This window comes from Methylosinus sp. Sm6, from assembly GCF_019802345.1.
In the GTDB taxonomy this organism is placed as follows: Bacteria; Pseudomonadota; Alphaproteobacteria; order Rhizobiales; family Beijerinckiaceae; genus Methylosinus.
On the sequence record NZ_JAINDZ010000001.1, the window covers coordinates 366,392 to 386,196 of the forward strand.

Annotated in this window: 16 protein-coding genes; 10 read left to right on the forward strand and 6 right to left on the reverse strand. The window is 65.4% G+C overall.

What is annotated here, in order from left to right:
- The first annotated feature begins 2 nt into the window (after window positions 1-2).
- From K3F48_RS01755 to K3F48_RS01770, 4 genes are all read left to right on the forward strand, one after another.
- Window positions 3-440 carry a hypothetical protein gene (locus tag K3F48_RS01755; RefSeq protein WP_222573675.1) on the forward strand — a complete coding sequence of 146 codons (438 nt, stop codon included), beginning with the start codon at window positions 3-5 and terminating at the stop codon, window positions 438-440.
- Complete coding sequence (locus K3F48_RS01760) at window positions 437-1,150, forward strand: lytic transglycosylase domain-containing protein (protein ID WP_222573676.1); 714 nt, start codon at window positions 437-439, stop codon at window positions 1,148-1,150. Before K3F48_RS01755 ends, K3F48_RS01760 begins: the two co-directional genes overlap by 4 nt.
- Window positions 1,147-1,515, forward strand: coding sequence for a hypothetical protein (locus tag K3F48_RS24110; protein WP_255607956.1), 369 nt, complete (start codon window positions 1,147-1,149; stop codon window positions 1,513-1,515). Before K3F48_RS01760 ends, K3F48_RS24110 begins: the two co-directional genes overlap by 4 nt.
- 433 nt (window positions 1,516-1,948) lie before the next feature.
- The gene (locus K3F48_RS01770) at window positions 1,949-3,145 is read left to right on the forward strand and encodes a glycosyltransferase family 2 protein (RefSeq protein ID WP_222573677.1); all 1,197 of its coding nucleotides are present in this window, start codon (window positions 1,949-1,951) and stop codon (window positions 3,143-3,145) included.
- 61 nt (window positions 3,146-3,206) lie between these two features.
- Here the strand turns inward: K3F48_RS01770 and rnr are convergent, their stop codons facing one another.
- Entirely contained in the window at window positions 3,207-5,504 is a 2,298-nt protein-coding gene (gene rnr / locus K3F48_RS01775; protein WP_255607959.1) for a ribonuclease R, read from the reverse strand.
- A 588-nt stretch (window positions 5,505-6,092) separates the two neighbouring features.
- Between rnr and K3F48_RS24115 the strand changes: the two genes are divergently transcribed.
- From K3F48_RS24115 to K3F48_RS01790, 3 genes are read left to right on the forward strand one after another with little or no spacing between them, the layout of a single operon-like run.
- Window positions 6,093-6,608: a TadE/TadG family type IV pilus assembly protein gene (locus tag K3F48_RS24115; RefSeq protein WP_255607962.1), complete on the forward strand. Its 516-nt coding sequence runs from the start codon at window positions 6,093-6,095 to the stop codon at window positions 6,606-6,608.
- A gap of 3 nt (window positions 6,609-6,611) precedes the next feature.
- Window positions 6,612-7,181, forward strand: a complete 570-nt coding sequence (locus K3F48_RS01785) for a TadE/TadG family type IV pilus assembly protein (protein ID WP_255607965.1) — start codon at window positions 6,612-6,614, stop codon at window positions 7,179-7,181.
- 16 nt (window positions 7,182-7,197) lie between these two features.
- Window positions 7,198-8,643 (forward strand): pilus assembly protein TadG-related protein, encoded by a 1,446-nt coding sequence (locus K3F48_RS01790; protein WP_222573679.1) that lies wholly within the window; start codon window positions 7,198-7,200, stop codon window positions 8,641-8,643.
- A gap of 54 nt (window positions 8,644-8,697) precedes the next feature.
- On the opposite strand, the gene topA is transcribed toward K3F48_RS01790, so the two are convergent.
- Window positions 8,698-11,616, reverse strand: coding sequence for a type I DNA topoisomerase (topA, locus tag K3F48_RS01795; protein ID WP_222573680.1), 2,919 nt, complete (start codon window positions 11,614-11,616; stop codon window positions 8,698-8,700).
- Between the two features lie 961 nt (window positions 11,617-12,577).
- Between topA and K3F48_RS01800 the strand changes: the two genes are divergently transcribed.
- Window positions 12,578-13,648 (forward strand): hypothetical protein, encoded by a 1,071-nt coding sequence (locus K3F48_RS01800; RefSeq protein WP_222573681.1) that lies wholly within the window; start codon window positions 12,578-12,580, stop codon window positions 13,646-13,648.
- A 323-nt stretch (window positions 13,649-13,971) separates the two neighbouring features.
- Entirely contained in the window at window positions 13,972-14,982 is a 1,011-nt protein-coding gene (locus K3F48_RS01805) for a methyltransferase (RefSeq protein WP_222573682.1), read from the forward strand.
- 117 nt (window positions 14,983-15,099) lie between these two features.
- Here the strand turns inward: K3F48_RS01805 and K3F48_RS01810 are convergent, their stop codons facing one another.
- A complete protein-coding gene (locus K3F48_RS01810) occupies window positions 15,100-15,930 on the reverse strand; it encodes an invasion associated locus B family protein (protein ID WP_222573683.1) in 831 nt (276 codons plus the stop codon).
- A gap of 150 nt (window positions 15,931-16,080) precedes the next feature.
- Here K3F48_RS01810 and tyrS point away from each other — a divergent pair, with 150 nt between their 5' ends.
- Complete coding sequence (tyrS, locus tag K3F48_RS01815; protein WP_222573684.1) at window positions 16,081-17,355, forward strand: tyrosine--tRNA ligase; 1,275 nt, start codon at window positions 16,081-16,083, stop codon at window positions 17,353-17,355.
- On the opposite strand, the gene K3F48_RS01820 is transcribed toward tyrS, so the two are convergent.
- The 3 genes from K3F48_RS01820 to K3F48_RS01830 all read right to left on the reverse strand — a co-directional run bounded on the left by K3F48_RS01820 (window position 17,343) and on the right by K3F48_RS01830 (window position 19,553).
- Window positions 17,343-17,753, reverse strand: coding sequence for a DUF2267 domain-containing protein (locus K3F48_RS01820; RefSeq protein ID WP_222573685.1), 411 nt, complete (start codon window positions 17,751-17,753; stop codon window positions 17,343-17,345). The two genes, tyrS and K3F48_RS01820, sit on opposite strands and share 13 nt — an antisense overlap.
- Before the next feature lie 82 nt (window positions 17,754-17,835).
- Window positions 17,836-18,246: a DUF2267 domain-containing protein gene (locus tag K3F48_RS01825; RefSeq protein WP_222573686.1), complete on the reverse strand. Its 411-nt coding sequence runs from the start codon at window positions 18,244-18,246 to the stop codon at window positions 17,836-17,838.
- A 74-nt stretch (window positions 18,247-18,320) separates the two neighbouring features.
- Complete coding sequence (locus K3F48_RS01830; RefSeq protein WP_222573687.1) at window positions 18,321-19,553, reverse strand: aspartate kinase; 1,233 nt, start codon at window positions 19,551-19,553, stop codon at window positions 18,321-18,323.
- Window positions 19,554-19,805: the final 252 nt, after the last annotated feature.

The window sequence follows — 19,805 nt, forward strand, 5'->3', positions numbered from 1 at the left end:
CCATGTCACGTCGTCGCTTCGCATTTCTCGCGATCGCCGCAGCGGGGATCCTCGCCGGCGCGCCGGCCGTCGCCTTCAAATCGCCGGCCGATGCTCCCGCCGCCTGGCGCGACTATGCCGCTCTGGTGAAGAGCCGCGTGCAGGATTGGCTCTCGGGCGACGACGAGCCGGCAAAGCGGCTGCGCGCGTCCCTCGACGCGCGCGCGCCGGAACGCGGCGCGGCGACGCGCTTCGTCGCGCGGCTCTGGTTCCTCGCGGACGGCGAGGTGACGCGCGCGGAATTCGAGGGTGTGGAAGCGGCGGCCGCCGTCGAGCTGCGCGCGCTGGTCCTGCATCGGCGCATCGGCGCGCCGCCGCCGGCGGATATGGCGCAGCCGATGCATCTGCAGCTGTCTCTGCAGGTCGAGAGCCATGCGGCGCTTCCGGAGCGGCGCGGATGATCGCGGCGCGCCCCTGCGTGATCCTTCTCGCAATGCTGGCGGCGTTCGCCCCGCGCCTGTGCCTCGCGGCGGAAGAGCAGGCGGCCCCGCGTCTGGCTTCGGCGGAAGCGGGTCCATCCCTGACGCGCGCCGTCCCCGCGACGGATTATCGATCGCTCGCCCATGACGAGGCGCGGCGCGCCGGCCTGCCGGGCGAGGTCGCCGACGCTGTCATGGCCGTCGAGAGCGGCTATGATCCGCGTGCGATCGGCTCCTCCGGCGAAATCGGCCTGATGCAGGTGCTGCCGTCGACGGCGCGCATGATGGGCTTTGCCGGAGGCGCCGAATCCCTCGCGGCTCCGGCGACCAATATCCATTATGGCGTGACCTATCTCGCGGGAGCTTGGCGGCTCGCCGGCGGCGATCTGTGCACGGCCGTCATGAAATATCGCGCCGGCCATGGCGAGACGCGCTTTTCTCGCAGGTCGGTGGACTATTGTCTCGCCGTGCGCGCGAAGCTCGCGGCGCGCGGCTATCGGGTGACCGGATCCGTGCCGGTCGCCACTTTCGGCGATCCGCCGCTGCGCGGAGGGCTCGGCGGGGCGCTCGCGTCGCGCTGCCGGCGCGATTGTCTCGCGGCGCCGTCGCGCGGTCCCGATTTCGATGCTATCAATGCGCGTCTCGATCATCTCGTCACGCAGGCGAGCGCCAATGTGGTGAGGCTGCGATGAAGATGTTTTTATTCGTTACTGGCGTGATCTTGTCGCTCGCGGGGCCGGTCCGGGCCGAGGACGCCGCTGCGAAAGAGGAGATCATCATCGGCGGGGCGCCGTCCGTCGCGTCCTCCGGTCCTTGCGTCGATGTGCAGATCGGCGCCCACCGCTCCTTCGATTGTCTCAATCGGCGGCTGCGCAGCGAGGTGAGCAAGACGGAGCCGCATCTTCCGGCCCCGCCGATCGACGCGAGATCCTCGGATTTGAAGACTGGCGTCGTCAACATCCCGGCCATACGCCAGCAGTTCGGTCGCAATTTCGGGATTTCGACCGTTCCCTACCGCGATCCGGTCGTCCGGGCGTCGCCGGTCCTGGGACGCTGAACCGGGCCTTCAGGGCAATCGGGTAAAGGACTATAGCCCCATCATCCTCGTCCTTCGAGACGCCGCCTTGCGGCGGCTCCTCAGGACGAGGGTTTGGGATTTTTATCCTTCACCCGTTGCCCTGAACCGGGCCTCCACGGCTTCGAATCCAGGTTAACAAATTCCGTGCAACCGCGTCATGCCCGCGCTTGTCGCGGGCATCCACGCCGTGACATCGCGACGTGCGGGAAAAAGAGGCGGTGATGTTCGGCTCATGTTCCGGCTTTGCGGGCCGTCACGGCGTGGATGGCCGCGACAAGCGCGGCCATGACGCTGGAAACTCTCTGCTCGTTAACCCGAATTCGGAGCCCTGAACCGGGCCTCGCGCTCGCTTTACCGGAGGGGGCGCCCATGTTAGGAGCCGCCTTCCGTCGAGCTTGCGTGGGTCGATCGCATGGAGGACAAGGTTCCGGGATTCGGGCCGCCGCTGGTCAGCATCGTCATCACCAATTTCAATTATGGGCGCTTTCTGCAGGATGCGGTCGCGTCGGTGTCGGCCCAGACCTATCCGCGCATCGAATGCGTGATCGTCGACGACGCGTCGACCGACGATAGTCCGGCGATCATCGAGGCGCTCGCTCAGCGGACGCCGGGACTGAAGCTCGCTCTCCACGAGACCAATCGCGGACAGTCGATGGCGTTTCGCACGGGCCTGCTGGCGAGCCGCGGAGAATATGTCGTCTTTCTCGACGCCGACGACATGCTGTTCCCGCGCTTCGTCGAGACGCATATCTTCGTCCATCTCTCATCGCGCAGGGCGGTCGGCTTCACGTCGTCGGACATGGTTCAGTCGAAGGGGCGCCATGTCGTCACCTCCGCCTGGGAGCGAATGAACCGCTATATCGTCTCCGGGCGCGGGCGACGGAGCGGGCTGCTGCGGCGCATCGACGCCTGCGCTCCCGATGTGTGGCCGATGACGAGCGATGGTTTCGACGACATCGAGTCGCGCGTCCATTTCGTCGGCACGACCCATGAGTGGGAAGACTGGATCTATGCGCCGACCTCGGGCAATTGCTTTCGTCGCGAGGCGCTCGAGCTCCTCCTCGGCGACGACGGCGTCGAGGCGCTGAGGTTTCATTCCGATAATTATGTGAACAAGGGCGCCTGCCTGTTGTGCGGCGCAATTCTGATCGATCTGCCCTTATTCGTCTATCGCTTCCACGACCGCAATGGCTTCATCGATCATCCGGAGCTGCACGGCTTTCACGGCGCGAATATGAGCAAAGCCGGTCGCGCTGACCAAATCGCCTGGCGCATGCTCGTCGATCGGCTGATCGCCGACGCGGCGCCGCTCGTCGCGAAGGTCGGCTTGCAGCGCTATGCGGAAATGCTGGCCACGCTGCAGAGAGCTTCCGCCATGATCCCGGAGCTCTCCGACGTCCCCGGCGCGGAATCCTATATCGCGACGAAGCTGCGCGGCGTGTCCGCAAAGGAGGGACATGTCGACCGCCGTTTCCTGCGTCGTGTGATCGAGATCGAGCGTCGAAGGCGGCGAAGGATACGACGCGTCGCCGAGTTTTTCCTGACGATGGGAAGGTTCTTTCACGCTTCGGCGATTTCGGCGCTGGGCGAGCGTCTCTGGCGGGCCTGAAGCTCCCCGATTCGACAGCGAGAGCAAAAAATGTCTTGCTCGCAGGCCGGCGCGACAGGTCCTATTTGCGTCGCCTGGTCTTGGGAAGCTCGGAGCGCCCGCGCCCGGAGATTCGCCCGCCTTTCGAGCCGCCTGCTGCTCGTCCGCCGCCCGTCACCTCGAAGCGCAGGGCGCCGGCGATGGGCGTCGCCTCGACGAGCCGCACCTCGATAATGTCGCCGAGCCGGAAGCTCTCGCCGGTTCCGCGCGCGGTCAGCGCATGGGCGCCTTCGTCATAGCGAAAATAATCGCGGCCGAGCGTCGCCGCCGGCACGAATCCGTCCGCGCCGGTGTCGAGGAGGCGCACGAACAGGCCGGCCCTGGCGACCCCCGAGATACGTGCAGAAAATCGCGCGCCGATCTGTTCGGCGAGATGAGCGGCGATGAGCCTATCGACCGTCTCGCGCTCCGCCGCCATGGCGCGCCGTTCCGCGCCGGAGATGCGCGCCGCCACTTCGGCGAGCTCGCCCGCGGCGACATCGGGCATGGCGCCCGGCCCGAATTTCAACGCGCGAATGAGCGCGCGATGCACCACGAGATCGGCGTAGCGGCGGATCGGCGAGGTGAAATGCGCATAGCGGCGCAGGTTGAGACCGAAATGGCCGTAATTGTCATGCGTATATTCGGCCTGCGCCTGAGTGCGCAGGATGATCTCGTTGACGATATTCTCATGCTCCATGCCGCGCACGCGCGCGAGGATCACATTGAAATGTGACGGACGCAGCACCTGGCCCTTGGCGAGCTTCACGCCGATCGTCGCGAGAAATTCCGAAAGCGCCGCGATTTTTTCGCGCGAGGGCTCGTCATGCGCGCGATAGATGAGCTTTTGCCGGTTCTCTTCGAGGACTTCGGCCGCCGACACATTGGCGAGGATCATGAACTCTTCGATCAGCCGGTGCGTTGACAGACGAGGCGGGACGACGACGCGGTCGACCGTTCCGTCCGGCTTCAATAGAATTTTCCGTTCCGGCAGCTCGAGCTCGAGCGGCGCGCGCAAGCCGCGCGCATGATCGGCGGCCTGATAGGCGCGATAGAGCGGCGACAGCACGCGCTCCATCAGCGGCGCGCAGATCTCGTCCGGTCGACCGTCGATCGCTTCCTGCGCCTGCGCGTAATTCAGCTTGGCCTTTGACCGCATCATGATGCGATGGAAGGAATGGTCGAGCTTGCGGCCATTGTCGGCGATGCGCATGCGCACGGCGAGGGCGGGGCGGTCCTCATTGGGGCGCAGCGAGCAGAGATCGTTGGAGATGCGCTCGGGCAGCATGGGCACGACGCGATCGGGGAAATAGACCGAGTTGCCGCGCTCCAGCGCGTCCTTGTCCAAAGCCGAATGGGGGCGGACGTAAAAAGCGACGTCGGCGATGGCGACGGTCACGATATGCCCGCCCGCATTGTCCAGTGCCGTGTCGGGCTCGGCGAAGACGGCGTCGTCATGGTCCTTGGCGTCGGGCGGATCGATGGTGACGAGCGGCAGCTCGCGCCAATCCTCGCGATGCGCGTCGACCAAAGCGGGCTTCGCCGCGGCGGCCTCGGCGAGGGCCTCGGCGCGGAACACGTCGGGAATGCCATGGACCTTGAGCGCGATCATGCTGATCGCCTTCTCGGTCGTGAGCGATCCCAGCGTCTCGCGCACGCGCGCGCGCGGCGCGCCGAAACGGGTCTTGCCGATGAGATCGACGGCGACGAGATCGCCGTCCTCCGCTTCGCCGCGATCCTCGGCAGAGATGGAAAGCTCGCGGCCGGCCTGCTTCTTGTCCACCGGCTCGATGCGCGCCACGCCATTGGCCGCGACGCGCAGCACGCCGATGATGCGCCCGCGCGCCCGCGAGAGCAGCTTGACGATGCGGCCGGCATAGGGCGGCTCGTTCGGCCCGGCGTCGCGGTCGGGCTCGGCGCGGATCAGCGCCCGGTCGCCGACGCCGGGCAAAGGCTCGCCGGGCTTCGGGCGGCGCGGCGCCTTCACCAGAATGCGCGGCGCAGGGCCGAACTCGTCGGCGTTCCATTCGGCGGGGACGGCAATCAACTCACCGTCACTGTCGCGTCCCGTAATGTCGGCCAGCACGACGGCGGGGAGAACGCCGGGACGCGCGAGGCGCTTGCCGCGCCGCTCCAGCGCGCCCTCGGCCTCGAGCTCCGCGATGAGGCGCTTCAGCTCGACGCGATCCGCGCCTTTGACGCCGAAGGCGCGGGCGATCTCGCGCTTGCCGATTTTTCCGGCGCCGCCGACGGCTTCGCGCTCGCGGGCGATGAAGGCGAGAATATCCTCTTTCGAGGGGAGGGTGGAAAGCAGGTCGGTCTCGCGCTGTCTTCTGGTCAAGGTCGGTCTCGGGGCGGCCGGAGGCGTCCGGCCGACGTCGCTCGCAATATATACGGCCTTCGCGAGAAGCCGAAACGCCGACCGCGGCCGATTTCGCTCTCCTCAGATATGGGCTTCATCGATTGTCCTGGCCGCTGTCCTGGCCGCTGTCCTGGCCGCTGTCCTGGCCGCTGTCCTGGCCGCTTGCCGCGTGCGGACGAAGTTCGGGACATTTTCGTAAAACATGTTCGGTTTTCGCTGATCGCGTTAGCGGTTTATTGCAGCTTGGCCGGCTTAATCGCGAGCGTGCATCGTCGCTTCGCCTTGAAGGCGAAGGGAGTTCGACGCCATCGGGCGGCATCGCCGCCCCGTCGCCGCAAGGTGCGGCGCAGATCTCGAAGCCCCCCGGATCGGCTGGGTGGGCCACTCCGTCAGGAAAGCGCCGCATTCGACTGCAATCGGCCGCGAGGTGAGAAAGTGCGATCTGTCGCTCCGTTCCGTAACGTTATATCCGGCGCCTCGCGCCGAAAGCGGTTCGACACGTCCGCGACGGCCGGGCGGGGCCTCGTCGCCGAGGTGGCGCGGCGCGTCCGTCGTTCGATCCGGCGCTTGGCGACCTGCCGGCGGGGCGTCGCCGCCGTCGAATTCGCTTTCATCGCCCTGCCGCTGCTCGCGCTTCTGGTCGCGATCGTGCAGATCGGAATCGTCTTTCTCGCGCAGGACGAATTGGAGACCGCCACCGAAAAGGCCGCTCGCACCTTGCTGACCGGCCATGTGCAACAGAATAGCTCGACGCGAGACGAGTTCATTGCCACAGTCTGCGCCAATCTGCCGGCGCTGTTCGAATGTTCCGGCGTCATGGTCGATCTGCGGACGGCGAACGCCTTCTCCTCCCTCGATACGTCGACGCCGGTCCTGACCTTCGACAGGACGGGCAACGTCACCAATAACTGGCTTTTCGAGACCGGCGGCGCCGGCGCGATCATGGTGCTGCGCGTCATCTATCAGTTTCCCGTCGTGAACGGTCCGTTGCGCTTTCATCTCGCCAATCTGCCGGGCGGCAAGCGCTTGCTGGCGTCCGTCGCCGTCTTCAAGGTCGAACCCTATTCAACGACGGGACTTTAGACAATGATCCGCCCGCCCTACCGCGCCTTGATGGGAATGCGCGACCTGCGCGATGCCGCGCGGCGCCTGTCGTGCGATCAGCGCGCCATCTCCGCAGTGGAATTCGCTCTGCTGGCGCCGGTTTTCGTTCTGCTGCTCGTCGGCGAATTCGCGCTGGGAGAAGCCATCTCCATCAGTCGAAAGGTCGCGATCACCGGTCGTGTCGTCGTCGATCTCGTCGCGCAAGAGTCGGATGTGACGGAGTCCAAGGTCACATCCATTCTCAGCGCCTCGGCGCAGATCGCGGCGCCCTATTCGTCCGCGGACATGGTGATCGTGCTCTCGCATCTGAAAATCGACGGGGATGGAAACGCGACCGTCGACTGGAGCAGAGCGCTCCATGGCGACCGGCTCGCCTTGGGCGCGACAGTCGCGCTTCCCGCCGGGGTCGCGCAGGCGAACACATCGCTGATCTACGGATCCGTGCGGCTCGACTACCGCCCGCCGGTCGGCTCCAGCCTGCTGGGCGCCATACCGATCTCCTATTCGCTCTACATGAACCCGCGCGTTTCTGCATCCATCCCACTGAACTGACGACCGAGTGGAAACCATGACATTTTCAGTCCTGTCCCGACTTTCCTCTCTCGTCCATGATCGTCGCGGCAACACTGCGATCATCTTCGCGCTGGGGGCGACGCCCTTGTTCGTGGCCGCAGGAGTGGCGATCGACTATGGCTTCGCCGCGAAGATCAAAACCCAGCTCGCCGCCATCGCCGACGCCGCGGCCCTGTCCGCGACGACCCCCGCGATGATGAAGCAGTCCGAAGCGGATGCGGAGACCGCCGCGACGAACATGTTCGCGGCCCAGGCCAATCTGATAAAGGGGTTTGCTTATGACGGACGCAATTTGACGATCGACGTCGCCGATAGCGCGGAGGTCAACAAGATGCGCACGGTCACCGTGTCATATTCCGGGAGGGTCGCCAACTCGTTCGGCGGACTGTATTATTCGAGATACACCAATGTCGCCGTGAGCTCGGCGGCGAGCCGGTCCAATGCGCCGAACATCGATTTCTATCTCCTCCTGGACAATTCCCCGTCCATGGAGCTGCCGGCGACGACGGCGGGAATTGACAGCATGGTGCAGGCGACCGGTTGCGCATTCGCCTGTCACGAGACGAATTTCAAGGATCCAGAGCTGAAGACGTATAGCGGCTGGGGGTCCAAGGACAGCTATGCTTACGCCAAGGATAACGGCATCACCCTGCGCATCGACAATGTGCGCGCGGCGGCGCAGAGCCTCGCCACGACCGCTCAGTCGGTCATGGCGACCAACGGCGCCGCCTATCGCCTCGCGGCATATAGCTTCGACTATAAATACGCCGAGTTGCAGAAAATTACCAAGATCACGAATGGCACTGTGAAAATCATCAGCAAAAATATCGGCCAGCTGACGCCGCCCTTGATGTCCGACAACAACAATCTCGCCGGAGACCAATACTATACCTACCCGACTGGTCCCAGCTCCTATGTCACGACGAACAGGGTCCTGTCGGGGTCCCTGTATAATAACGACGCCATGACCGATTTTAATATGGCGTTGACAAAAATGAACTCAGATCTTCCCGATCCCGGCAATGGCGGGAGTACCGGCGGTGACAAACCGCAAGAGGTCTTGATGCTCGTCACCGATGGCGTCGACGACGCGAGCCATTATTTGAGCGGGCAATGCAGCACGAGATTTAATTGGTCCTATTCGAACAGCTTCGGATCATTCTACCGCTGCCAGCAGCCGATCGACGTTTCGCTCTGCTCGACGATCAAAAGCCGCGGCATTCGGATCGCCGTGCTCTATACCACCTATTTCCCCGTCACCAGCAACGGCTGGTACAGAGACACCGTCGCGCCCTTCATCTCGCAGGTGCCGACCAATCTGCAAAGCTGCGCGTCGTCGCCTCAACTCTATTTCGAGGTGAACACCAATGGCGATATCACCGAGGCGATGACCACGCTGTTCAAGAACGCCGTCTCGACGGCGCCGCACCTCACGCAATAGTGCGGCGGCCGACGCGCGTCAGGGCGTGCGTCACGCCAGGGATGAGACCCGCGCTCATTTCCCGGAGGCGGCCTTGTTCGCCGGTTTCCGGGCGGAGGCGACCTTCTTTACCGGCTTCGAATCCGCGAAGGGGACCTCGTCGCTCTCCTCGATCGCCTTCTTGGCCGCAGCCTTTTTCGCCGGCGCCTTGGCCGCGGGCGCGGCCTTCTTGGCCGGCGCCTTCGCGGCTGGCGCGGCCTTTTTCGCGGGGGCCTTCTTGGCCTTGATCGGACCGCCCTTCTCCTCGATCAGGCGGATCGCCTCCCCCAGCGTCACATCCTCCGGGCTCATGTTCTTCGGCAGGGTGGCGTTGACCTTGCCGAGATTCACATAAGGCCCGTATTTGCCGTCGCGCAGCGTGATGGCGCCGCCCGAAGGATGCTCGCCGAGCGCGCGGCCGCCGCCGGAGGGCGCGCCGCTCGCCTTTGCCGTGAGCAGCTCCACCGCCTGCTGCAGCGTCAGGCTCTCGGGGTCGGTCCCCTTGGGCAGAGTGGCGTTGATCTTGCCCCAGCTGACATAAGGCCCGAAGCGGCCGCTCTTCACCGTGATCGCGCCGCCCTGCGGATGATCGCCCAGCGAGCGTCCGGGGTCCGACGAACGGCCGAAGCGCGAGCCGCCGCCGCCGCTCTCCTTCTGCACGATGAGGTCGATCGCACGATTGCCGCCGATCGACAGAATATCATCGTCACGGCCGAGATTGGCGTAGGTTTTTCCGTGCTGCACATAAGGGCCGAAGCGGCCGATGCCCGCGACGATCGGCTCGCCGCTCTCCGGGTGCTTCGCCACCTCGCGCGGCAGCGAGAGCAGCCTTATCGCCTGCTCCAGCGTCAGCTCGTCGGGCTTGATGCTCTTTGGAATGGAGGAGCGCTTCGGCTTCTCGCCGTCCTCGGTCGCCTCGCCCTCCTGCACATAGTCGCCGAAGCGTCCGCCGCGCAGCGTCACCTCGGCGCCGCTCTCGGGGTCCTGGCCCAGCACCTTCACGCCCGGACGCGCGCCCTCGGCGGCCTCGCCCGTGGGCGGGGAGAGCGTGCGGGTGAAGCGGCATTCGGGATAATTGGAGCAGCCGATGAAGGCGCCGAACTTGCCGAGCTTCAGCGACAGCTGCCCGGCGCTGCAGGCCGGGCAGGCGCGCGGGTCGGAGCCGTCCGCCTTGGCCGGGAAGATATGGGGTCCCAACAGCTCGTTGAGGCTGTCGAGCACCTGGCTGGTGCGCAGCTCCTTGGTGCCGTCGACCGCCCCCGAAAAATCGGTCCAGAAGTCGCGCAGCACCTCTTTCCAATCGATCTCATTATTGGAGACCTTGTCGAGCTTCTCCTCGAGATCGGCGGTGAAGTCATATTCGACGTAGCGGGTGAAGAAGCTTTCGAGAAACGCCACCAGCAAGCGGCCCTTGTCCTCTGGGACGAGACGCTTCTTATCGACACGCACGTAATCCCGCTCGCGCAGCACGTCGAGCGTCGAGGCCCAGGTGGAGGGGCGCCCGATGCCGAGCTCCTCCATGCGCTTGATGAGCGTCGCCTCGGTGTAGCGCGGCGGCGGCTCGGTGAAATGCTGGCTCGCCTCGATCGTCTTGCGCGTCGCGGGCTCGCCGGGCTTCATCGCCGGCAGGCGGCCGCCATCCTCGTCCGCCTCGTCGTCGCGCCCTTCCTGATAGACCTCCAGAAAGCCCGAGAAGCGCACGACTTGGCCGGAGGCGCGCAGCTCCAAAGCGCGTTTGCCGACCGCCGCGTCGATATCGACGGTGGTGCGCTCCAGCTCGGCCGATTCCATCTGGCTGGCGATGGTGCGGATCCAGATCAGCTCATAGAGCTTGGCCTGCTCCGGATCGAGATGCTTGGCCATTTGCCTGGGCAGGCGCGTGAGGTCGGTCGGACGAATCGCCTCATGCGCCTCCTGGGCGTTCTTCATTTTCGCCGAATATTTCCGCGGCGCCTTGGGCACGAAGCGATCACCATATTCCTTGGCGATGACATTGCGCGCCGAGGCGACCGCTTCCGGCGCCATGTCTACGCCGTCGGTTCGCATATAGGTGATGAGGCCGGCGGTCTCCCCGCCTATGTCGACGCCCTCATAGAGGCGCTGGGCGATGCGCATCGTCTGCGCCGGCGCGAGGCCGAGCTTGCGCGAGGCCTCTTGCTGCAGCGTCGAGGTGGTGAAGGGGGCGTAGGGGTGCCGCTTGACCGGCTTCGCCTCGACCGAGCGAATGGTGAAGGCGGCGCTCTCCAGCGCCTTTTTGAAATCCTCGGCTTCTTGGCCGGAGCCGATGTCGAGGCGCGTGATCTTCTTGCCGTCGGCGCCCGAGAGGCGGGCGGTGAAGGGCTCGCCGGCCTTGGTCTTCAGATGCGCGACCAGCGACCAATATTCGCGGCTGACGAATTTCTCGATCTCGAGCTCGCGGTCGCAGACGAGGCGCAGCGCCACCGATTGCACGCGGCCGGCCGAGCGCGCGCCCGGCAGCTTGCGCCACAGCACGGGCGAAAGGGTGAAGCCGACGAGATAATCGAGCGCGCGGCGGGCGAGATAGGCGTCGACCAGCGCCTGGTCGATCTCGCGCGGATGCGCCATCGCGTGCTTGATCGCGTCCTTGGTCACGGCATTGAAGACGACGCGCTCGACGCGCTTGCCGGCGAGCGCCTTCTTCTTCTTCAATATATCGAGCAGATGCCAGGAGATGGCCTCGCCCTCGCGATCCGGGTCGGTGGCGAGGATGACCTTGTCGGCGCTCTTCACGGCGTCGGCGATGGCGGAGATGCGCTTCGCCGATTTCGCGTCGCTCTCCCATTTCATCGCGAAATCTTCGGCCGGATCGACCGAGCCGTCCTTGGGCGGCAGGTCGCGCACATGGCCGTAGCAGGCGAGGACATTGAAGTCTCGGCCGAGATATTTGTTGATCGTCTGAGCCTTGGCGGCCGATTCGACGATGACGAGGTTCATCCGTCAGTTCCTCGAGAAATCCGCGCGCAGGCGGCCCCGTCTCGGCTCGCGCCGGGGGCCCCGTCCCGCATTCGGGCGCGAAGATGGGCAAAACAGGGGCCGCCTGTCAAATCGGGGGAGGACGGGGCGGGAAGTCGCTGGCCCGCCCGTCAATGTCGGGACGAGGCTCTCACTGCTGGTCTTCGGCCCCGCCTCGACGAAAGAACGCCTCGAAATCGCGGCCGCCGTAAAACACGTCGATGATCCGAACGCAGTCGTCCTCGACCCGTTATGCGATCACCGCGGATCGCTCGAATGGAACGATCCGCGATCCCGGCGAGATGTCGTCGTGCGCCCGGCCGCCGAAGGGCGCGTCGCCGATCCGGCGGCAGCGCTTTAGCATTCGAGACGAGTCCTCGAGCGATTCGAGCGTTCGCCGCCCTCCAACCCTCCCCAGCTTCGCGGGCTAAGGGAGTCACACATTTCCAGAAGGCCGTCATGGCCGGGCTTGTCCCGGCCATCCACGCCGCAACGCCGCTGTGTCTTGCAAGTTTACGCACGGCGTTGACGTTGCGGCGACGCGTTCCGCGCCTTGCCGCAAAAAATGAGAAAACCGCAGATCGCGGGCGCTTTCCGAAGATAACTGCTCGGCTCGGCGTGGATGGCCGGGACAAGCCCGGCCATGACGGCGCTGTGCATTTCAAGATGTGTGCGTGCGGTAGCCCGCTTCGCGGGAGAGGGCGTAGATTCGGCGTTTTATCAACGTTCGTGAAACGTCGACGCGCCCCTCTCCCGCGAAGTAGGGGAGGGGCCTTCAATTCAGATGAAGCAGAACACTAGCCCAAAATGGACGTGCGGCGACTCGTCTCGGCCTCCCGTGCGTCGCCGCATAAATTTGCTCCAAATCCTGCGCTATCGGAGACAGAGCTGCGGGGCCGGCGACGTTCGCGCCCGCGCGGCCGCTTTGAACGAGGACTCTTCGATGCCCCAGACGACTTTCGCGACCGATGATCTGCGCGCCGCCCTCGAGGCCGGCGTGATCGACGCGTCGACTCATCACAATCTCGAGGCTTTTCTCGCCGAGCGGGCGAGCGGCCGCGAATCCGCTCCACGCTTCGACGTCGTCAATGTCCTCTGGTACATGGGCGCTTTGATCGTGATCTCGGCGATGAGCCTGTTCAGCACCACGGCCTTCGGCCTCTGGGGCGCGCCGTCGCTGATCGTCACCTCGCTGGCCTATGGCCTCGCCTTCACGGCGGCGGGCGCCTATCTCTGGCGTCGGCGCGGGCTGCGCACGCCGGCGGGGCTGCTCGTCACCTGCGCGGTCGCCATGGCGCCGCTGCTGGTCTTCGCTCTGCAGCTCGCCGGCGGCCATGATCCGACCGAGGCGCCGAACTATCACGATTTCTACGTCTGGGTGCGGTCGAGCTGGCTGCCGATGGAGCTCGGAACCATGGCGGCGGCGCTGATCGCGCTGATCTTCTTTCCCTTTCCCTTTTTGACCATGATTATCGCCTTCGCGCTCTGGTTCATGTCGATGGATGTGACGCCCTGGCTCCTGCGCAGCGAGGCGTTCAGCTTCGAGCAGCGCGCCAATGTCAGCCTCGTCTTCGGCCTCGTGGTGATGGCCGCCGCCTGGCTCATCGATCTGAAACGGTGGAGGGGAGGGGACTTCGCCTTCTGGCTGCATCTGTCCGGCCTACTCGCCTTCTGGGGCGGGCTCACGGCGCAGCACAGTGGCGACGAGATCGGCAAAGCGCTCTACTGCCTGATCAATTTCGGCCTGGTGACGCTGTCGCTCGTGTTGATGCGCCGCGCCTACGCCGTTTTCGGCGCCTTCGGCCTGTCGCTCTACCTCGGCCATCTGGCGAGCGAGGTGTTCCAGGATTCGATTCTCTTTCCGTTCGCCCTCTCGGCGATCGGCGTCGCCATCATTGCGACGGGCCTGCTGTTCCATCGCTATGGCGCCCGGCTCGCCGGAGCGATCGGCGCCGCGCTGCCGGACCAGCTGCGCGACCTGCGCCCGGCCCATGCGCGCGACGCCCGGGAATGAAAAAGCCCGGTCACATGGACCGGGCCGTAACTCGCAAATGCGTCGGATCGATTATTTCGAACCGTACAGGCGAGTCATGATCACGAAGCCAGCGATCGCCATGCCGACCATGATCCCCGGAATAAGCATGCCCTCCATTTTTTTCCCTCCAGTTTCTTCCAGCGCCAAGGCACTCTCCGGCGCTGTTCTCGAGTTTGATATAAGCCGCGAAAGAGTCAAGCTCGCCGGTCCATGAATGACCGGGCGGAGCTCGCGCATCGACCTCGGCGCGGTGCCATGTTATCTGTTCGCGCGCTTTATTTCCATCGGAGAGAGAGACGATCATGCCGGATCAGCTGTCCCCGGAAAAAATTCTTCGTCTCGGTCTTGGTTTTTGGAGTTCCAAGACCCTCCTCTCGGCCGTCGAGCTCGGCCTGTTCACGGCTCTGGCCGAGGCTCCGGCGGATTCGGAGGCGCTGCGCGGCCGGCTCGGCCTGCATCCGCGTTCGGCCCGGGACTTTTTCGACGCTCTGGTGGCGCTCGGACTGCTGGAACGCGAAGATGGCGTCTATCGCAACTCCAAGGAGGCCGAGTTCTTTCTCGACCGCGCCAAGCCGAGCTATGTCGGCCAAATCCTGGAAATGAGCAATGCGCGGCTGTTCTCGAGCTGGGGCCGCCTCACCGAAGCGCTGAAGACCGGCCGCGCTCAGAGCGAGAACGCCGGCGGCGAGGATTTCTTCGGCGCGCTCTATGCCGACCCGGATCGGCTGCGCTCCTTTCTCGCGGCGATGAGCGGGATCAGCGCCGGGCCGGCGCAGGCGATTGCCGCAAAATTCCCTTGGAAGGATTATGCGAGCTTCGTCGATGTCGGCGCCGCGCAGGGCATGGTTCCGGCGACCGTCGCGCGCGCCCATCCGCATCTGACCGGCGGCGGCTTCGATCTGCCGCAGGTGAAGCCGATCTTCGACCATTTCATCGCCGGGAATGGGCTTTCCGATCGGCTCGCCTTCTTTGCGGGCGACTTCTTCCGCGATGAGCTGCCGACGGCCGATGTCATCATCATGGGCCATATTCTCCACGACTGGAATCTCGAGGAGAAGCGCCAGCTGCTCGCCAAGGCCTATGCGGCGCTGCCGACGGGCGGGGCGCTGATCGTGTATGAGGCGCTGATCGACGACGAGCGCAAGACGAACGCCTTCGGCCTGCTGATGAGCCTCAACATGCTGATCGAGACGCCCGGCGGCTTCGACTACACCGGCGCCGACTGCCAGGGCTGGATGCGCGAGGCCGGATTTGCGCAGACGCGCGTCGAGCATTTGCTCGGACCCGATTCCATGGTCGTCGCGATCAAATAATTTGGAGCGAGCCTTCGGGCTCGCTTCTCGCGCATATCATTCTGCACGAATAGGCTACTGGCTCGCGTCGACAAATTTGAAGCCTTTAGGCTCGCTCAAATCGGCTGAATCACGCCACTACTGGCATTCCTTCTGGACGCGGCCGAGCGCCTCGGAAAGGCCTTTGAGGGAATAAGTGTCGGTGGTCACATTGCCCTTCATCGAGGGCGCCTTGACGACGAGCTTGCCGCCGCTCTTCAACGCCTCGACGAACTCCTTCTCCTTCGCGGGGTTTTTCACCCAGGCGTTGGCGCCCTTGGTCACGAGCTCGAAAGAGCCGCCGTCGATCTCGGCGGTGGCGGCGCCGCCGTCCTTCAGCGGAAAGCCCAGTATGATCGCCACCTCATTGCGCACGCCCTCGCCGGGGCGGGTCGAGATGAACACATAGGCCTTGTCGCGCTGCAGCTTTCCGGGCTGTCGATCCTTCGGCTCGGCGAGCGCGTAGCATGTCTTGTCCTTGCCCTGACCATGCGCGGTCATGGCGTTCCAATCACCGAAGGTTCCCACCGCAGTCGGCGGCTTGGCGGCGCCCTTGTCCTTCTCGGCGGGCTTGTCCTTCTCCGCGGGCTTCTCCTTGCCTTCGGATTTGGCGTCCTTGGCCGGCTTGCCCTTGGCGTGCTTCGCATCCTTGCCGGCGGCGGAGCTCGCTTCGGCTTCGGGCTTTCCGGTCGGCTTCTTGGCTTCCGCCGTCTTCTTGCCGTCGACCGGCTTCTTGGCCTCCGGCTTGGCGGTTTCCGTCTTCTTCGCCTCGGCTTTCGCCGGCTTCTTCTTGTCGGTCTTGGAGTCGGCGGCCGCGTTTTCCGCGGCGGCTTTTTCTTTGGCGAAAGCCGGCGCATGCGGGCCGGCGCAGACGAGCGAGAGGCCGATGCTCAGGGCGGCGACCAGGGGGAAGGGGAAGGAACGAATCATCAATCGAATTTTATCGATTCGCCACGTGGCGAACCAGTGGCGCCCGCGCGGCGAAGCGTCTTTCCCTGCAATGTTTCGCGAGGCGCGGCTCACCGGTGTCGCCCCGGCTTCTCCTTGCCTTCGCGCGCCATTCCCCGTAACACCCCTCCCATGTCAGACGCTTTCCGCCCCAATTCCGAGTTTCTCGCAACGCTCATCGAGCGCGGCTTCGTGCATCAATGCTCCGACTTCTCGGGGCTCGACGAAAAAGCCTCGTCCGGCGATCTCGTCGCCTATGTCGGCTTCGATTGCACGGCGCCGTCGCTGCACGTCGGCAATCTCCTGTCGATCATGATGCTCGCCTGGCTGCAGCGCACAGGCGGCAAGCCGCTGCCGCTGGTCGGCGGCGGCACGACGCGGGTCGGCGATCCGTCCGGCAAGGACGAGAGCCGCAAGCTGCTGACCATCGAGACCATCGACGCCAACAAGGCGGCGATCCAGAAGACCTTCGAGAAATTTTTGTCCTTCGGCGCGCGCAAGACCGACGCCGTGCTGCTCGACAACGCCGAATGGCTCACAAAGCTCAACTACATCGATTTCTTGCGCGACGTCGGCCGGCATTTCTCGGTCAATCGCATGCTGTCGATGGATTCGGTGAAGCTGCGGCTCGATCGCGAGCAGGAGCTCTCTTTCATCGAGTTCAATTATATGTGCCTGCAGTCCTATGATTTCGTCGAGATCGCGCGCCGCCACGGCGCCTCTCTGCAGATGGGCGGCTCCGACCAATGGGGCAATATCGTCATGGGCGTCGATCTCGGCCGGCGTCTTGGCACGCACCAGCTCTATGCGCTGACTGCCCCGCTGCTCACCACCGCCTCGGGCGCGAAGATGGGCAAGACCGCGGCGGGGGCGGTGTGGCTCGATGCGTCCATGCTCTCGCCCTACGACTATTGGCAATATTGGCGCAATGTCGAGGACGCCGACGTCGTCCGCTTCCTGAAGCTGTTCACCTTCCTGCCGCTGGGCGAGATCGAGAAGCTCGGCGCGCTCGGCGGCGCCGAGATCAATGAGGCGAAGAAGGCGCTGGCCACCGAGGCCACGGCGCTGCTGCACGGCCGCGAGGCGGCGGAAGCCGCCGCCGAAACCGCGCGCCGCACCTTCGAGGAGGGGGCGCTGGCCTTGTCGCTGCCCAAGGTCGTGGCGACGGCCGAGGAATGGTCCGCCGGGCTCGGCGTGCTCACCGCCTTCGTGAAGGCCGGGCTCGTCGCCTCGACCGGCGAGGCGCGCCGCCAGATCAAAGCCGGCGGGCTGCGCCTCAATGACGAGCCGGTGACCGATGAGCGGGCGACGCTCGGCGACGCCCATCTCGTCGACGGCGTCGTCAAGCTGTCGCTCGGCAAGAAGCGCCATGTGCTGCTGGCGCCCGAAGGCGCTCAGAGGAACTGAGACAGGCCCGGCACCGAATCGGCGATTTTCTTCAGCTTCTCCTGGCCGACGATCCCTTCGGCATGAGCGAAGAACTCCTTGGCGAGCGTCTGGCTCTGATCCATCGACAGGCCGACGCCGGAGAGCTTCGCCGCGAGCGCCATCAGATCGCCCTTGGAGCCGCCGACGAGGCCGCCGAGCCCGCCCAGCAGGCCGCCGAGCAGGCCTCCGTCCGCGGCCGGCGCCGCCTCCGCCGCGGCGATCGCCTCTTCCGCTCCGGGCAGCTTGCCGATCAGCTCGGCGATCGGGCCGTCGGGGAATTCCTTGCGGAAGAAGCCGAGTACATGGCCGACCGCCAGCCTCGCCGTGTCCGGCTCGACGCCGAGGGCCGCGGAAATGCGCGCAACCAGTTCTTCCATCCGAGACTCCCTTCAAAAGGTGGAACGAGTGACCGAAGACGCCCATCCCGACGAAGGGGGCGGGAGCCCGCCCGGAGCAGGCTCAGCCCTTCGGCCAGAGAAATTGCGACAGCTTGGGAATGGTATCGGTCAGCTTCTGCAGCTTCGGCCGGCCGATCGCCTGTTCCGCATGAGCGAAGACGACCCGGGCGAGCTTCTGCAGCTGGTCGGGAGAAAAGCCCATGGCGTTCAATTTTGCGGTCAGCGCCAGGACCTCGGCCTTGCCGCCGATCACGCTGCCGAGGCCGCCGAGCGCGCCGAACAGGCCGCGCTTATAGCGTTTCGCATCGGCCTCGGCGATCGCCTCGCGCGCGCCGGGCGTCTTCTCGACGATCTCCCTGCCGATGTCGGGAAAGGCCTTGAGGAAAAACCCCAGGACATGGCCGGCCGCGATGCGCGCCGTCTCGGCGTCGACGCCGAGCGCATAGGTCAGCCGGGCGACCAGCTCCTCCATCCCTCACTCCGAATCTCGCGCCGGGTTCGGCGCCCGCGCGCCAGCATGGCACAGGCGCGGCGCGAAAGCGACGGTCAAGCCGCGTCGAGCCCGTAGAGCGAGTGCAGCGTGCGCACGGCGAGCTCTGTATAAGCGGCGTCGATCAGCACCGAGAATTTGATCTCGGAAGTGGTGATGGCGCGAATATTGACGCCCTTGTCGGCGAGCGCCTTGAAGGCGCGCGCGGCGACGCCCGCGTGGCTGCGCATGCCGATGCCGATCGCCGAGACCTTGGCGACATCCTTGGCCCCGGTCAGCGCCGCATAGCCGATCGAGGGGCGCGCCGCCTCGAGAATGGCGACGCAGCGCTCATATTCGGCGGCCGGAACGGTGAAGGTCATGTCGGTCATCGTGTCTTCCGAGGCGACCTGCACGATCATGTCGACATTGACGCCGGCTTCCGCCAGCGGCACGAACACCGCGGCCGCGACTCCGGGCTTGTCGGCGACGCCGCGCAGGGTGATCTGCGCCTCGTCGCGCGAGAAGGCGATGCCGGTGACGACTTGCGCTTCCACAATATCCTCCTCCCTGCAGATCAGCGTGCCGTCGCTGGGCGCGGCCGGATCGTCGAAGGACGAGCGCACATAGGTGCGCACGCCATGCACCATGGCGACCTCGACCGAGCGCACCTGCAGCACCTTGGCGCCGAGCGAGGCCATCTCCAGCATCTCCTCGAAGGAGATGCGCTCCATCCGCCGCGCCTTGGGCACCACGCGCGGGTCGGTCGTATAGACGCCGTCGACATCGGTGTAGATGTCGCAGCGGTCGGCTTCGATCGCCGCCGCCACGGCGACCGCGCTCGTGTCCGAGCCGCCGCGGCCGAGCGTGGCGATGCGGCCGGTCGGCTGATGGATTCCCTGAAAGCCGGCGATCACGGCGACTTCGCCGCGCTCGAAGCCGGAAAGGAGCTGCGCGCCGTCGATCGACTGAATGCGGGCGGAGCCATGCGCGTCCGAGGTGAGAATGGGGATCTGCCACCCTTGCCAGGAGCGGGCGGCGATCCCGATATTTTGCAGCGCGATCGCGAGGAGGCCGGCGGTCACCTGCTCGCCCGAGGCGACGACCGCGTCATATTCGCGCTGGTCGTGCAGGGACGCAGCGTCCTTGCACCAGGCGACGAGCTCATTGGTCTTGCCGGACATGGCCGAGACCACGACCGCGACCGAAAAGCCGGCGTCGACCTCGCGCTTCACATGGCGCGCGACATTGCGAATGCGCTCCACATTGGCGACGGAGGTGCCGCCGAACTTCATCACCAGACGAGCCATGACCGACCTGAAGGAGTGTAAACACGCGCCGAGGCTCGCGGGCGAGCCGGATGGCCGCTCGCATCCGACCAAAAGCGGGCGTATATGTGACGGCCTCGGAGGCGGTGTCAACGCCGGGGGCGCGAACGGGTCAGGGCAATCGGGTGAAGGACAAAATCCCCAACCTTCGTCCTGAGGAGCCGCCGTAGGCGGCGTCTCGAAGGACGGCCGCGGGGCGCAATCAAAGATTTCTCCCCGTTGCCGTCCTTCGAG